The sequence below is a fragment of the Mesorhizobium sp. M1409 genome (assembly GCF_040317535.1).
In the GTDB taxonomy this organism is placed as follows: domain Bacteria; phylum Pseudomonadota; class Alphaproteobacteria; order Rhizobiales; family Rhizobiaceae; genus Mesorhizobium.
Genome location: NZ_JAMYKV010000086.1, coordinates 1 through 14,894, shown reverse-complemented (window position 1 = coordinate 14,894; position 14,894 = coordinate 1). Strand labels below are relative to the sequence as shown.

The 14,894-nt window shown below is 56.8% G+C and carries 11 protein-coding genes and 3 pseudogenes; 8 read left to right on the top strand and 6 right to left on the bottom strand.

The window, feature by feature from the left end; translation table 11 throughout:
* Positions 1 to 207: hypothetical protein (locus NKG99_RS33870; RefSeq protein ID WP_352873733.1), on the top strand; the 207-nt coding region annotated here is incomplete at its 5' end.
* Between the two features lie 283 nt (positions 208 to 490).
* Here the strand turns inward: NKG99_RS33870 and NKG99_RS33865 are convergent.
* Genes NKG99_RS33865 through NKG99_RS33850 form a run of 4 tightly spaced genes read right to left on the bottom strand, consistent with a single transcriptional unit; the run spans position 491 to position 5,206 of the window.
* Positions 491 to 2,467, bottom strand: coding sequence for a hypothetical protein (locus NKG99_RS33865; RefSeq protein WP_352873731.1), 1,977 nt, complete (start codon positions 2,465 to 2,467; stop codon positions 491 to 493).
* A 32-nt stretch (positions 2,468 to 2,499) separates the two neighbouring features.
* A complete protein-coding gene (locus NKG99_RS33860; protein ID WP_352873729.1) occupies positions 2,500 to 3,570 on the bottom strand; it encodes an NAD-dependent epimerase/dehydratase family protein in 1,071 nt (356 codons plus the stop codon).
* 18 nt (positions 3,571 to 3,588) lie between these two features.
* Entirely contained in the window at positions 3,589 to 5,067 is a 1,479-nt protein-coding gene (locus tag NKG99_RS33855) for a UbiA family prenyltransferase (protein ID WP_352873728.1), read from the bottom strand.
* Positions 5,048 to 5,206, bottom strand: coding sequence for a hypothetical protein (locus NKG99_RS33850; RefSeq protein WP_352873726.1), 159 nt, complete (start codon positions 5,204 to 5,206; stop codon positions 5,048 to 5,050). Before NKG99_RS33850 ends, NKG99_RS33855 begins: the two co-directional genes overlap by 20 nt.
* Positions 5,207 to 5,381: 175 nt before the next feature.
* Between NKG99_RS33850 and NKG99_RS33845 the strand changes: the two are divergent.
* Positions 5,382 to 5,713, top strand: a pseudogene (locus tag NKG99_RS33845) (transposase); the annotation flags it as partial.
* A 711-nt stretch (positions 5,714 to 6,424) separates the two neighbouring features.
* Here the strand turns inward: NKG99_RS33845 and NKG99_RS33840 are convergent.
* Complete coding sequence (locus tag NKG99_RS33840) at positions 6,425 to 6,979, bottom strand: phosphoenolpyruvate hydrolase family protein (protein WP_352873735.1); 555 nt, start codon at positions 6,977 to 6,979, stop codon at positions 6,425 to 6,427.
* Between the two features lie 243 nt (positions 6,980 to 7,222).
* On the opposite strand from NKG99_RS33840, the gene NKG99_RS33835 reads away from it, so the two are divergent.
* Genes NKG99_RS33835 through NKG99_RS33815 form a run of 5 tightly spaced genes read left to right on the top strand, consistent with a single transcriptional unit; the run spans position 7,223 to position 12,900 of the window.
* Positions 7,223 to 8,428, top strand: a complete 1,206-nt coding sequence (locus tag NKG99_RS33835; RefSeq protein WP_352873724.1) for a Tm-1-like ATP-binding domain-containing protein — start codon at positions 7,223 to 7,225, stop codon at positions 8,426 to 8,428.
* A complete protein-coding gene (locus NKG99_RS33830) occupies positions 8,418 to 9,275 on the top strand; it encodes a phosphoenolpyruvate hydrolase family protein (RefSeq protein WP_352873722.1) in 858 nt (285 codons plus the stop codon). Before NKG99_RS33835 ends, NKG99_RS33830 begins: the two co-directional genes overlap by 11 nt.
* Before the next feature lie 21 nt (positions 9,276 to 9,296).
* Positions 9,297 to 9,926 carry a cupin domain-containing protein gene (locus NKG99_RS33825; RefSeq protein ID WP_352873721.1) on the top strand — a complete coding sequence of 210 codons (630 nt, stop codon included), beginning with the start codon at positions 9,297 to 9,299 and terminating at the stop codon, positions 9,924 to 9,926.
* Positions 9,927 to 9,963: 37 nt separating this feature from the next.
* Positions 9,964 to 11,052 (top strand): Gfo/Idh/MocA family protein, encoded by a 1,089-nt coding sequence (locus NKG99_RS33820; protein ID WP_352873719.1) that lies wholly within the window; start codon positions 9,964 to 9,966, stop codon positions 11,050 to 11,052.
* A gap of 18 nt (positions 11,053 to 11,070) precedes the next feature.
* Positions 11,071 to 12,900, top strand: coding sequence for a phosphoenolpyruvate hydrolase family protein (locus NKG99_RS33815; RefSeq protein ID WP_352873717.1), 1,830 nt, complete (start codon positions 11,071 to 11,073; stop codon positions 12,898 to 12,900).
* A gap of 410 nt (positions 12,901 to 13,310) precedes the next feature.
* On the opposite strand, the pseudogene NKG99_RS33810 reads toward NKG99_RS33815, so the two are convergent.
* Positions 13,311 to 14,318: pseudogene (locus NKG99_RS33810) on the bottom strand (IS110 family RNA-guided transposase).
* Positions 14,319 to 14,509: 191 nt separating this feature from the next.
* Between NKG99_RS33810 and NKG99_RS33805 the strand changes: the two are divergent.
* Positions 14,510 to 14,756 (top strand): annotated as a pseudogene (locus NKG99_RS33805) (helix-turn-helix domain-containing protein); the annotation flags it as partial.
* Between the last annotated feature and the right edge of the window lie 138 nt (positions 14,757 to 14,894).

Below are 14,894 nucleotides of genomic sequence, written 5' to 3'. Positions count from 1 at the left end.
CCTCGGGAAGAGCCGGGTGCGGGAAATCCGCCCGCCCGGATCTGTGAGGGCGAAAGCCGAATGGCTGAGCTACTCGACCGCGACCAAACTAACACCTGCGTGGTTAAGACCGGACAGATTACCGGTTTTAAGGCTGAGCAGAGTATTGTGAGTTCTGACGCAGCATTGGCGAGCTTTAAGGTAAGACCTTATGTCCTTTCTGGTTGACCTCTGTGAGGTGGTTCGTGGAGCTACGCCGAACGCTTGCGCGACCTCCGTCACCGACGATCCCGCCGCTCGCCAGGTCGACCAACGCGCGCTTCTCGGTGCAACTCCACAGCCTTCGTTGCCGCACACGCCCGGCACCGTTGTAAGATCTTCGGCCACCGCGGCGCCGTTTAACTCGGCGACCATATCGCCCGTTGCATGTTCCAATGTCATGGCTCGAAAACTCCATGTTCATCGGCCTATTGCAAGGTGTCGGGCGCACTCGCTTGCCTTTAAAGGCGTATTATCGATAAATCCGCCAGCTGTCTTTTTTCTCGGACACGAGCTTGTATACTGAACTGTTGTCGAGCACCGGTCTATCCCATAAGCCATCTCTCACCGTAACCACAAGAGTCTTACAAAGATACTTTTCTTTCATGACTCTAAGATGACCTTCGGAAGCCTCACCTCTGAACGCATCGACGAAGAGAGCATAGACTTCTGATGCTTGATTTGGCGTAAGTTGAGCTGCATAGGAGCGCAAAAACCCGAGCGTCGTTGCGCAATTTCGCCTTTGTGACAATGTTGCCCAGGAAATATTCCCTGGTCGATACGTCACGTTTGCCAAATCGAGCGGATTGTTGGCGACCGCTTCATTCGATGGCGTTACTTGTCGCACAGCTTTCCACATTTCAGGAGATGCGCTGAAAGCTGTGCCCTCTAACGTTTCAGGTCCTTGAACTCGAAATTGGAAGGCGGACAAGTATACAAATTGAGCACCAGCCAAAATTGAGGGCGCCAGTAATACAATTGCGGATATAGTCACTACACGCCCGGTTAACGTGCTTTTGCCAATTTGCGAAGAGAACACCGCAGGTGTAACCGCCATCATAACCAGCAATGATGGAATTATTATACGCCATCCCAAGTCATTATATAGAATGACGCTGTGCATAAACTGCGCGCAAAATAGCGGCGCCAGAACGGTAACGAGTATCGCCCGATCGATATGGCGGTAGGGAGCGACCCCGTCGATTGGTGTCGATAATGTCCAAATAATAAATGACGCATACATAATGCTGAAGTCTAGTATAAGCAAGACAAACCAGAAACCATTTAGGTCGAGAAACCACTCCTTCCCGACAAATATTGGAAATATCCAAAATTCCACGGCTTTTCGGGCATATAATACGGCAGCCTGTTCGTAGACTAACACTCCGGCGCAGAGTACGGCTATGGCAACAGTGACTGAAACTAAGATGAGAACTTGCAGCAGCCGTTTGGCCCTTACAACATCTGAAAGCGCCAGCACCCCCACCATGGGTAATATCAAAAGCAGTGAGAAGCCGCCTGCCCACATGGAGCTGCCATAAGCAGAAGCCAGCATCGCCCCCGTAAATACTGCCAAGCTGAGATCGCGGCCGGCGTTGCAATGTAGAATTCGTATGTATGTCATGATGACAATCAAGGCCAGCGTTCCGGAAAATACGTGGTGGGGTGCCCACGCGACCTGAACAATCCATGTCTCGAGGCCGTATTCCTGTACCATCCAAGTGTCGAGCCACTTTCCAGAGACGAATCGCACGATTGGCTTAAGGGAACTGGCAAGCAAGAGCGGCAGTACCCACAAAGCGGCATTTGAGCTTCTGCTTCGCGCCACTGCCAGCCACGTTACGACGAACGTCGAGAACAACGCCGTCATGCCGGTAAGAGCAATGTCGGCCTCCCAGCCGCTTGCGCCTGTGATGACGGATGAACACGCGGCGATGAAGTGCCAGACGTAGTAGTAAATAAGTGTGCTGGGAGTACCTACTTCGGAATAGTATGGATTGCCGGGAGGCAACCCATTTTGAGCTATTTCATTTATGATAGCGATTTTAGCATGGTCCCAGATCGGGTCACCGACGCCGGCGCTTTCCCCATAATACTGCGGAATGATCGCGAAGGTTGGCAAAAGGCAGAGGAGAAATGCAACAGCTAACCAGGAAAAGCCAGGATTGGTCGGCGAGCGCAAGAGTGGGTCGACGGCGCCTTTCGTTAGCCAGAGCGTGACAGCGAACAACGCTAGGACGGTCAGAATAAGATTGGTTACGGTTAAAGGTAACAAATGAAAAATGGAAACACCTGCAGCGCCGAATATTCCAAGTCCAAAGACCGGAGCGATAAGCAAGCGCATCCGCATATTGCTATCTAAAAACTTAGAGACAGGCCACCCAATGGCATATCCAATGGCAGTTGAAACGATATCGCTGGAAATAACTGAAGAAGGTTGTACTAACATTGACGATCTCCGAATTCGTCACCACGCCTCAATTAAAAGGCCTGACCGTTCTTCAGGCACCAATCGACCGAAAGTCGCATGCCTTCGCGCAAGGCGATTTTTGGCGTGTAACCGAGTACTTCTCTGGCTTTGGTGATGTCGCAGGCAATTGTCTTGTTCATTTCGGACAGCACATGGATTTTCTGGTGATAGATGCCGGCGTACTGGAGAGTCGCATCAACTATCGTTGCGACGTCGCCGACGATGTCCGGCAGATGGAACTTGTTGGGCTTGACCGTCATGCCGAAATCTTCGTGCAGGACCATGCCGGCGACCTCGACAATTTCTTTCATGGTGTATGGCGTCTCGTCTGCAAGCCAGAATATCTCTCCTCCCGCCCGCTCGTGAACTGCGGCAAGAAGGATGCCCTGCGCCAGGTTGTCAGTGTAGCCCATCGAGCGGCGATTCCGCCCCGATCCAACGATTGGAAACTTGCCGTCCTTGACCATCTTAAAAAAGAGCGTTTGCCGTGGCGGCTGGTTGGGACCGTAAAACCACGGCGCGCGAACGATCACGACTTCCATCGGGCTGCCAGCAGCAATTTCCGCACGCAGTGCCTTTTCCATCAGCATCTTGGAGCGGCCGTATCCCACATAGGGATTGTAGGGGCTTTCCTCCGTGAATCTGTGGTCCGGGTGCGGATTGCAGCCGAACGGCGAATTCGATGACATGACGACCGCGCGCCTCACACCTGCCTTTTGCGCTGCCGTAACCAGATTGATCGTGCCCTGCGTGTTGACCGCTTCAAATTGGGCAACCGTTTTGGGATGAATGATGCCGGCCATGTGGATCAATACGGCGCCCTCGGCACCAGCCACAAATGCGCGGACAGATTCCATATTCCGGATATCGCCTGTCACGATTTCCAGGCCCTGGTCGCGCAGCTGCGATACGTCTTCTCCCGCAGGAACGAACGCCCTTACCCGGAAGACGCCGCGTGCGAGAAGTCCTGCTTCCGGCAAACCCGTCGTCAGTGCCGCCGCTACGCGCCCGCCCAACCAGCCGGCAGCTCCAGTCAGGAGTACGAGGGGCGCATTCAGGGTTACTAGGTTCGTCTCTTGCATATTGGCAACCGCTTTGTTTTACACAGCCAGCGCAAACGCCAATGAGATGATGGCGCCAATCAACAAGCTGGTCTTGTCCTTAAGCGCAAAGACGACAGGATCGTCGTGCAAATCCATGCGATGACTCAGGAGCCATATCCTTTGCAGCCACATGAACACGCCCGCCGGTGCAACATAGAGCCATGCTGGATTGTGATATTCTTGCGTGACTCTGGCTTCGAGCGCGATGAAAAGCAGCATGATGACGGTCGAAGCCGATGCGGAAGCAAGGCCATAGCCCAAGGTGAGCGGCCAATCGTCAGGCAAGTATCCGCGACCTTTGATGGCGCCCTTCCCCTTTGAGCACGCGCGCATTGCTTCCACATGACGCTTTGCCAGAGACAGCGAGAAGAAGAACATGGCTGAAAAGGACAAAAGCCAAGGTGAGAATGCCAGATCATTCAGCACCTGACCCATGACAATCCTCAGTGTGAACAACGCTCCGATGACCGTCACATCGAGTAACGCGTAACGCTTCAAGCGGAATGAATAGGCCAGCGTCAGCACCAGATAGCCTGTGACAGCCAGTGCGAATTGAGGGTGCAAAAGTAGGGCCACCCCAATGCCCGCACCCAGCATAAAGATGCTCGCCAGAAAGCCATTTATAACGCTTATTCTACCTGCAGCAATCGCCCGGAAGCGCTTGGTCGCATGCGCCCTGTCCGCCTCCACATCAGCCAGATCGTTGATGATATAGGTCGCCGAGGCAATCAGGCCGAAAGCAACAAAGGCGACCATTGTCCTCAGCACTGCATGCAAATCGCCCGCAATATGGCCGAGAAACAGGGGAACGAAAATCAGTACATTTTTTGACCACTGGTGTACCCGGAGTTCAAACAGCCAGTCCTTCACCGGATTGGTTTTTTCAGGACTGATCGTCCTGACTTCAACGCCAGCTTCACGGAGCTGGCTTGCGTATTTCACTCCGTTGCCAACCAGAACCGCTCCGGAAGCCGCCTCCCAGATCGGCAGGTCGGCGGCACTGTCGCCCGCATAGATGAATCCCTCCGGGAAGCTATCCTGAAGCCATTTCAACTTGTTGCGGCTCTTCAGGTTCAATGACCCATCACTTCCCTTCGCGCCGGCGAAGCCGCCAAGGTGACAAATGATACTATCCGCTATGCTCTGATCCGCTGCCGTAACGAGATAAATTTCACGCCCGTCAGCTTTCGCGCCACGCATCAATTCCAACATCTCTGCACGATAGGGAAGGGCCCGCGGCTCAATCGAACAAACGTTTGCCAGCGTTTCCTTCAACGCCGCGCGGCCCTTGAACCAACTTGGAAAAGTGCGAAGCAGGTGCTGTGGCGAATGAAAGAAGGCTTCAAAGAAGCTCTCATGGAAAGTATCTGATCTTATCAGAGTGCCATCCAAGTCACAAACCAGGGGCAACTGACGGTCAAAGCCGTCCAGATCAAGCATCATCTCATTCCCCAAATCAGGTTTGTTCAGCTTCATCGCTGCCCTTCATCAAAGACGAAAACATTATCCGCGCCGAAGGTCCGATACGGGCAAAGTCCAGATCACTACCGCGTTTGATGTGCTGGGCCGTCAGCCACGCATGCCAATAGGTCGGCAGCTCCAGCTGCGTCGCCAAAAAGGAGCATCAAAAGTCGTGCCAACTGTGCACAAAGAGCTCCAGAAGAGATTTTCTGCGTGCTGTTCAATGACATGCGTGAGATTGGGCCAGAAATTCTGCCCAATTGGACTGTGTCGCGGACTGGGCAAAATCGACAAAGGTGTCGTTAGTTGGCCTTCCCATTAGACCGTGAAGCATCCACGAATATGTTCGCGACACGGTCCACGTCAATTCGGTGGAAGGTTTCAATTCCCGCGTCCGGCGCACGATGTCCGGCGTCTTTCACCATATCAGCCCGCCACATGCCGATCTGTATTTCCATGAAATCGGCTTCCGCTGGTCTCAGCGCGTCGCGTCTGGAAGCGCCGTTCGCAAAACTCGGCATGGCTGGGAAATCGTGCAAACTCTCTGGTGCCGCAAGCGCTGCAACTGCCGACTGTCCTTCGCGCTGCCACTGGACGTCAGATGCGCCAAAGCCCCGATGGCGGCATCACCATCAAGTCAGCCGTAGCTGTCTTTGGTTGATAGAGGCCATGTCGGCAAAGGACAAATCGACACCAACCGACGACGGCATCGAAAGTGTGGAAACACCCGCCAACGAGAATGTCGATACGGCTGCTACTCGCACGCTTGCGCACCACATGCATCAGGTCGCGCGGCAGATATCCATGGGCCCAGACGACGGATGGAACTGTGAGAACTGTCGGTACGGTCGGACAAGAAACAACGACTGTCGGGTTATCTCAAGCCGGACCTGAAGCGGCGGCTTTTGGACTTTGCAGATTGGTGAGAGCAATCAACTTCGCTCATCGCAGAGTCCGCCATTGCATCTTTCCTCTCCCCTGACGCGGATGAAAAGAGGCGGGCCATCGTCAAACGCCTGGATCGGATCGACGGTTGCCTTCAGCGGTTGGAGCGAGATCTGGAAATCACGAGCGCGTTGTCCATCCGGTTCTGGCTGAATTCGACAGTTCCATTAACAGAGACAGCGCAGGCGGCCGCTCGAGTTAAGGGCGGAGAGCGCTATTAACCAATTTATCGAGGCTCTCGGCCGCCCCCTGTCCCAGGAGCCGAAGCTTCAGCACGAAGTATCTGAAGAGCTTGCTGAGAAGTAAGAAAATGCTGGGGAATGAAGTGGCGATTTCTCCATCCGCCGTTCAAGAGTTTCTTCACATGATGCGGAATTCGTTTGGACTTGTCCAATGGGGCATGCCGACCACCAGGATGAACACCTGTTCAAGGCCCGCCAACGGCGTCAGGAAGTCGAAACAGCCCCAGTGTCGTCTCATGAGCAAGCTCGGAGAGCTCGGCAAGCATGGCGTCGCTCGTGTGCCGTACCGCGATCAGTCCGCTCACGCCGATGGTGACGGCTTCTCGCGCCATTCCAAAACTGTCGACCACAGCGAGCGCGCCGAACCCCTTTGCGACCGCCGTACGCAGTAGATTGATTTCGGTCGTCACACCGTATCCGAAGTCCTCGAGGCTGACGCGCATTTCGCCGTCGATTGCGGTCACGCTCGGGAAGTTGACGACGCCGGGGCATCTGGCCGTCCCAAGGGCCTTCAGAATGTCCACGTGGCGGCGGAATGGATCGAGAGCAAGCACACCCGCGAACATCTGGCTCCGGTGTGGAATTCCGTTCCGGAGCTCCGCCAGAAGACACCCGTTTGTGTCGTGAATCGGAAGGAGCACGAGGCTGTCATAGGCGCTGCCCTGTAGTCCTTCGCAGGAAGGGCAATAGAGCGTGACGCACTGAGGCTGCTCGTCGGAGATAGCTGCCAAGTCCGTCACGATCCGCATTGGTGGAAGAGTGGAAGGAGAGTGCATTTTTCACCCATGAAAAGATTACCCAATTCTACCCAAAACATCGGTCTGCGCCAATTGATTTCCTGCAAGACCGACGGCTAAGTTCTTCTTCGGTGGGGGACGGCCGGTGAGGCAACGCCTAAGAGGAATATACCGAAATGGCCGAAGCGTGGCGTTTAGGTTTTTCAAGTGAAGACGATCGAGTGAGCCGACCCCGGGAGGAGAACGATGACAAAAGTCTATGTGGTGGGCACCTGCGATACCAAAGGCAGCGAACTGCGCTATGTCCGCGACCTTATCCGGGATGCAGGTTGTGACGTCGTCCTGGTCGATGTTTCGGTGTCCGAGTTTCACAGCGAAGCCGTGGATGTCGACGTCCAGCCGTCGGAGGTGGCACGCTTTCATCCGAATCCGAAAGCCGAAAAACTCAAGGACCGTGGTAAGGCAGTCGGCGCCATGTCGCAGGCGTTGGTGGAGTTTATTCGATCGCGCAAGGACGTCGACGGTATCATCGGTGCGGGCGGCTCGGGTGGCACCGCCCTAATCGCACCTGCCATGCGCGCGCTCCCGATCGGAGTGCCGAAGGTGCTCGTTTCGACAGTGGCCTCCGGGAATGTTGCCCCCTATGTGGGGCCGACCGACATCAGCATGATGTATTCGGTGACGGACGTTTCCGGACTGAACCGCATCTCGCGGGTGGTCCTCGCCAATGCTGCCCATTCTATTGCGGGGATGGTCCTCAACAGGGTTGGCGCCACAGCCGACGAAAGGCCCGCAATCGGCCTGACGATGTTTGGGGTCACGACGCCATGTGTCCAGGCCGTGGCCCGGTCGCTCGAGGCAGATTTCGATTGCCTGGTGTTCCATGCCACCGGAACAGGCGGGCAATCCTTCGAGAAGCTCGCCGATTCCGGTCTGCTGGTCGGCGGGATCGATGTATCTACCACCGAGGTCTGCGACTATCTGGTGGGCGGCGTTTTCCCCTGTACGCCCGATCGCTTCGGGGCCTTCGCTCGGACGGGACTGCCCTATGTCGGTTCCTGCGGCGCTCTCGACATGGTCAACTTCGGGGCCATGGACGCAGTCCCGAATCAGTTTCGCTCGCGCCGGCTGCACGTCCATAACCCGCAGGTCACGCTGATGCGAACGACGCCGGACGAATGCCACAGGATCGGTGAATGGATCGGAGAGCGGTTGAACCTTTGTGAGGGGCCCGTTCGCTTCCTGATTCCGGAGCTGGGGGTGTCGGCGATCGACGCGCCGGGTCAGCCCTTCCACGATCCCGAAGCCAATGCTGCGCTATTCGCAGCGCTCGAACGCACGCTCCGTTGCACTGACAAGCGACAGCTGACGCGCGTCGCCCTTCACATAAATGATCCGCAATTTGCGGAGCACCTTGTTACCAATTTCAAAGAGGCCCTTCGTGAGCACTGATCCCGCCATCAAATATCCCACCCGTTCGGAGCTGATCGAGCGTTTCCAGAAAAAGATCAAGGCCGGTGAGCCGATCATCGGTGGTGGTGCCGGTACGGGCCTTTCCGCCAAGAGCGAGGAAGCCGGCAATATCGACCTCATCGTGATCTACAATTCGGGCCGCTATCGCATGGCCGGCCGCGGGTCCCTTGCCGGGCTTCTCGCCTATGGCAACGCCAATCAGATCGTCGTCGACATGGCGCGCGAGGTTCTGCCCGTTGTGCGGCACACCCCGGTGCTTGCCGGCGTCAACGGCACGGATCCGTTCGTGGTGATGTCGAGCTTCCTGCGCGAACTGAAGGAGATCGGCTTCGCCGGCGTGCAGAATTTCCCGACCGTGGGTCTGATCGACGGGCTGTTCCGTCAGAATCTCGAAGAGACGGGCATGAGCTATGCCCAGGAAGTCGTGATGATTGCCGAGGCCCATAAGCTCGATCTCTTGACGACACCATACGTGTTCAGCTCGGAAGATGCGGTAGCGATGGCGAAAGCCGGAGCTGATATTCTCGTCTGCCACATGGGACTGACGACGGGTGGCGCGATTGGTGCGCGTTCGGGCAAGTCGATGGACGATTGTGTCTCGTTGATCAACAAGTGCATTGAAGCCGCTCGAACGATCCGCGACGATATCATTATTCTGAGCCATGGCGGCCCGATCGCCAATCCGGAAGATGCCCGCTTCATTCTCGATTCCTGCCAGGGATGCCACGGGTTCTACGGCGCAAGCAGCATGGAGCGGTTGCCGGCGGAGGAGGCGATCAAGTCGCAGACACTCGCCTTCAAGGCGATCCGCCGCAAGACAGCCTGATAGTATAAGGGAAGGAAAAAGATGTCGGTTTTCAAAAGCGGAGAACAGCCACCCACTTGGTGCGAACTCAGAGGGTTTGAATTCGCGGAACTTTCCGACCAGCCCCTATCGCTTCCGCTCTCCGGCAATAGGCAGCGGCTACTCGTCACACGTGGATCGTGCCGCCTGACGAGCGGGAAAGGAGCACAGGTGCTCAGCGAAGGCCAGTTCTGGGACTTGGATGAGGCCGACGGTCCCTTCACAGCGGATGCCGGCGATCGCACGGCGCAGGTGCTCATTTTTTCCGGCAAGTGGGGCACCGAGCTGGGTGGGTGCGGAATCTTCGAACTCACTTCCAGCACCTTGGGTTGGTCAAAGGGTGACCCAGTCACTTATCCTAAGTCGACCAACTTTGACTCTCACTACCATGATTGCGACGAATACTGGGTGATCATCGAGGGGGCAGGCACGGTCGTTGTCGGATCGCGCAGTTTCGAAGTCGAGGTTGGTGATTGTGTCGCCATAGGCATGGGACGCCACCATGATCTTCCGCAGGTTCGCTCAAACGTGAAGGGTGCCTATTTCGAGACGACTCTCGAAGGCAAGAAGCGCTTTGGCCATCTTTGGGAGCACAAACACGGGCCTGCCGCTGTTCGCACCGACCGGGTGTGATTCTCGCCTAAATTCTGCTCAATTGAAGGAAAAATCGATGACGTATAAGGTCCTACACGTTGGGGCAGGCGGCTTCGGAGAGCGCTGGTGCGACACATTTTTGCCGTCAAACCATTCAGACGGGACGATCGAGGTGGTGGGCTTGGTGGATATAAACGCCAAAGCGCTCGAAATCGGCCGGAAGCACCTCGGATTGAAGGCGGAGCAGTGCTTCACCTCGGCCGCACAAGCCTTCCAGGCGGTAAATGCCGACTTCTGCACCATCGTCATTCCCCCCGCTCTACACGAGGGAATCGTCGACCTGGCCATTGCACGCGGCATGCACATTCTGTCCGAGAAGCCGATCGCCGATACCATGGAGGCTTCCGTCCGCATCGCTGACAAAGTGAGAGCGGCGGGCCACAAGATGGCGGTGACCATGAGCCACCGGTTCGATCAGGACAAGTCGACACTGAGAGCACTCGTGAGTGACGAGGCCCTCGGTAGAGTTAATACCGTGTCATGCCGCTTCGCCGGTGACTACCGCGCCTACGATTCCTGGGGGCGTTTTCGGCACGAAATGAATCACCCAATGTTGATCGAGGGAGCAGTGCATCACCTTGATATCATGGCCGATCTGGCCGGGGCACCTTGTACGTCGATCTATGCTCGCTCTTGGAAGCCGGAATGGGCGGAGTACAAGGGTGAGACTGACGTCATGGTATTGATGGACTTCGCCAACGGCGCTCATGGAGTATATGAAGGGTCGTCAGCGCAAGCCACGGGGCTCAATGACTGGACGTTTGAGTATGTTCGGGTGGAAGCAGCGTCCGGGACTGCAATCCTAGATCATAAAGAGGTCGAAGTGTTCCACAGGGATCCGAAACGGATCTATCAAAAGAACCGACATGGAAAGGGGCAACAGGTTTCGCTGCTCGGTGGCAAGAAGTGGAAGAATTCGCTGTTGATCGAGCAGTTTTGCCATTGGCTCGACGGCGGGCCGCAGATGGCCACTAACGTCCAGGACAACCTGCAGTCTGTTGCGCTGGTATTCTCGGCGATCGAAAGCGCACGCCTCGGCCAACCCGTGAAAGTACAGGAATTCCTCCAGTCCTTCAGAAAGAGCGCTTCGATCGAGGCTCAATAGGATGTAGTTTGCCTCACAATGGCTGATCCGATTGCTCATTCTGCGAACCTTCGTTCTGCATTATCCGCTCCCGCGCATGCGGGAGCGGATATCGTTGCGGCCCTCAAGGCTACGCTGAGCAAGCCCAATTCGAGTCTCGTGGGCGCCGCAATCGGCACGGGCATGGCCGCCCAGGCGGCCTCCCGCGGCGGCGCGGACTTTATCCTCGCGTTGAGTGCGGGACGATTGCGGAGCATGGGTGCCCCATCCATCTTCTCCCTGCTCGCATTGCGCAAGAGCAATGACTTCGTTCTGGATTTCGCCCAATCGGAAATCTTGCCGTTCGCCAAAGTTCCAGTCTTCTTCGGCGCCTGTGCTTTTGATCCCCGGTGCTCGATAGAAGCTGAACTGCAGAGAATTGCTGATGCCGGCTTCGGCGGCGTTGTCAACTTCCCCACCTGCATCTTCCTCGATGGACGCTTTCGGGCTGACATAGAGAAAGCAGGGGTGGGATTCCAGCGTGAACTCGAAATGCTCCGGGCCGCGCAGAACAGAAACATGGCGACCCTCGCCTACGTTCGAACGGTGACAGAGGCACAGCAGGCGGCCGAAGCCGGCGTGGACATCATCAATCTCAATCTCGGCTGGAACGTCGGAGGAACTGTCGGAGGCCGCTCCGGGCTCAGCCTGACGCAGGCGGCCGAGTTTGCGAAGATTGTCTTTCGTCAGATACGCGGCATTTCAGAGAACACCCTATGTGTTCTGGAGGGCGGCCCCATCGTCAACCCGGACCAGATGTACGAGGTTTCGGCGGCTTCCAAAGCGGACGGATATATCGGCGGCTCCACCATCGACCGAGTGCCCCTCGAGGCTTCGATTGAGCAGATCACATCGGCCTTCAAATCCGTCGGCACGTTGCAAAAGCGAATTGATGAACTGGAGCGCCAACTCGAACATGTGCAGCGCGAATACTGGATCGCCGGGCGGTCGCCGTCGATCCAGCGGATCAAGCAACGGATCAAACAGCTCGCAGCCTCTCCTCTCCCGGTCCTGATTACCGGGGAGGCCGGAACAGGAAAGAGGCTTCTGGCACGAGGCATTCATGAAGCTGCGGGACGGCCTGGCAGCAAGTTCATCAGTGCGAGCACCCCGGAGCCAAGTGGAGAGTCGCTGTTCGGCTCTGCCCCCTCCGAGGGCGGCCGCAAGGTGCTTGGGCTGTTTCAGTACCATCCCAAGGCAACCTTGCTGATCGAGAATTTCGAAACCCTGTGCCTTGACGCCCAGGAACGGCTGATGGAGGTCATTGAAACTGGACTCTACCGGCGCCTAGGCGATAGCGACAAAGGGCGGTTCGAAGGACGCCTTATCCTGACATCGACGCAGCCGCTCTCCCAGCTCGGCGCAAGCGGGGTGCTAGTACCTTCGCTAGAGTCGCGTCTCGCCCCCGGACACGTCTTCCTTCCCAAACTGCGCGATCGCCTAGAAGACCTTCCCCTTCTTGCGGAACACTTCCTCCAGGCCCTCCGAAAAGATCGTCGCAGCCGCAAACTGGCGGTTGACCACTCGGCCTACCGGGTTCTCATGACATATGGCTGGCCCGAGAACATCCGTGAGCTGCGCTCCGTGCTCGAGACCGCCGCCATTCGTTGCGAAGGCGACTGGATCAAGGCCGAGCATCTGCCGCCCCTAAGCGATGCGGACGCGCCGCAGCCGCAGCCGGCAGACGAACGTGAATGGATACTCGACGCACTTCAGCGTCATCGTTTCCGCCGCGGAGAAACAGCGCGCTATCTAGCGATTTCGCGAAAGACCCTTTACAACAAAATGCGTGCTTACGGCCTGCCTTTGCAGCCACGGACAAACGCGTAGGCCAAGGAACCCTGCCTGATCTACAGGACACTTTCAATTTGTCGCGAACCGCTGCGTTCTTCCGCTGATTGTGAATGCCCCTTCTAAGCATCGCAATGGGGTCGATGCTGCGCGCTGACTCTCACCCGCCGAATGTTCAACATGCAAACGGCCGCAGCGCAGGCAATCTGTGAATCGGCCCTTTAATTGCGGGTGGTTGTCAATCCGAGTTTTGCTCTGTCATCGCCGGGGTCATGGTCCTTTTCGAGGTCGAATGCCTCATGATGATGTTCGGGTTGGGCGCCTCAACGTGTGCAACGAAGTTCGAAGTCGACGTCAGCCGATTCAACGAGGTCACCACAACCTCCGTCCCGGCGGGGACATCACGGGTTTCGGAAACGGGCCCGCGATTGGGATCGAGCGCGGATCTGTCAGGCCATCTTTTCGCCGCCCCACTCAAAGCTGGTGCCGTCAACCCAGAGGCAGTGGAGCAGAACCGCGATCTTGCGAGCAACCGCCACTTTCGCCTTTTTCATACCGATCCGCTTTGACAGACGAAGGCCCCACGCCTTCAACGAAGACCATTTCTTCGTTCGATGCATGAGTACGCTTGCCGCCTCGTAGAGATAGGTTCGCAAGAGGGGCCGTTGATATCTGTTTCCCCAGATTGTTTTCGCCGCGGTGTCAGACCAAGGTAGGCGCCGACGTCACTGGCCGAGGAAAAGCGCGAAGGATCATCGATCGTGTGGCGGTAGGTCAACGCCGTCACGACGCCGACGCCAGGAACCGTCATAAGCCGGCGCGTGGTGTCATCCTCACGAGCGAAGGCGTCGTACCTGCCGGTCCAGCTTTTCCTGTTCCGTGCAGGCCTGTTCATGGACGGTCAGAAGCGGCTCGATCACGGATCGAAGCTGATGCCCGTCGACAACCAGCTCCACGACCTTTCGCCGAAACTGCGCACCGATTGAGCGACTGAACTGCAGCCCGTACTCTTTCAGCATTGACCGGACTTGGTTCTCGAGATCGCGGCGGATGGCGACAAGTCGCGATCGCGCCACCAGGAGGGATCGGGTTGCCTGGCTCTCTGTGCTTTTAACCCTGACCTCCCGGTACCAGCCGACGCGAACCAACTCGGCCAGGCCGCGGGCATCGTTCTCATCACTTTTGTTCATTCGAACTGAAAGTGCCGCCTTCGCATGCCGAGCATCAATACAGACGACCGGTAATCCGACCCGTTTAAGCTCATGCCAGAGCCAGCTGGACATTGCGCCGGTCTCGAATCCGATGCGCTCGGCGTGCGGTGCGCGTTTGCGGAGCAACTCGGTCAGTGCTCCCGGATCGGACTTCACTTTCCCTTGGAAGACACACCTTCCAGCATCATCGACGACGCAAACGCTGGTCTCTCGCTGCGACACATCCAATCCGACATATTGCTTCACTGCGGCCTCCTTGATCTCACTGGTCGGCGGCTTTTGCCGTCCGCCGAGTCTTCGTTCAAAGGAGCGACGGCAGCAATTACATCATCGTGTGCAAAATTGACCCCATAAGCTGGGGAATCGGCGTCCAATTTTGACCCCCTGATGCTTTGATTTGCGAGATCCGCTCGTCGTAGCGAGCGGATGGTGTGGGGATGAAGTCGGTGGATACGATTGGCCGGGTTCGGCGCGCCTTCCATGTGCAAGGATGGTCGCTCAAGCGGATTTGCCGCGAACTGCATGTTTCGCGGAACACCGTCCGCAAGATTCTCAGATCCGATGACATCGTTCTCCTACGAACGCGAGCGGCAGCCCAAGCCGAAGATCGGTCCGTGGCAGGATCAGCTTGACGGGTTTTTGAATGGCAACCGTGGCAAGGCGGCGCGCGAGCAACTGACGCTAGAGCATAATCTGACTTGATGGAATCGCGAGGGATTCCCATCGGGGAGAATATCTGATTGAACTAAACCGCTGCCGCGGTAGCTGATGCGCGGGTCTGGCCTGAGGAGGCCCCTGTCTGAGAAGATTTGGTGTCGAGCC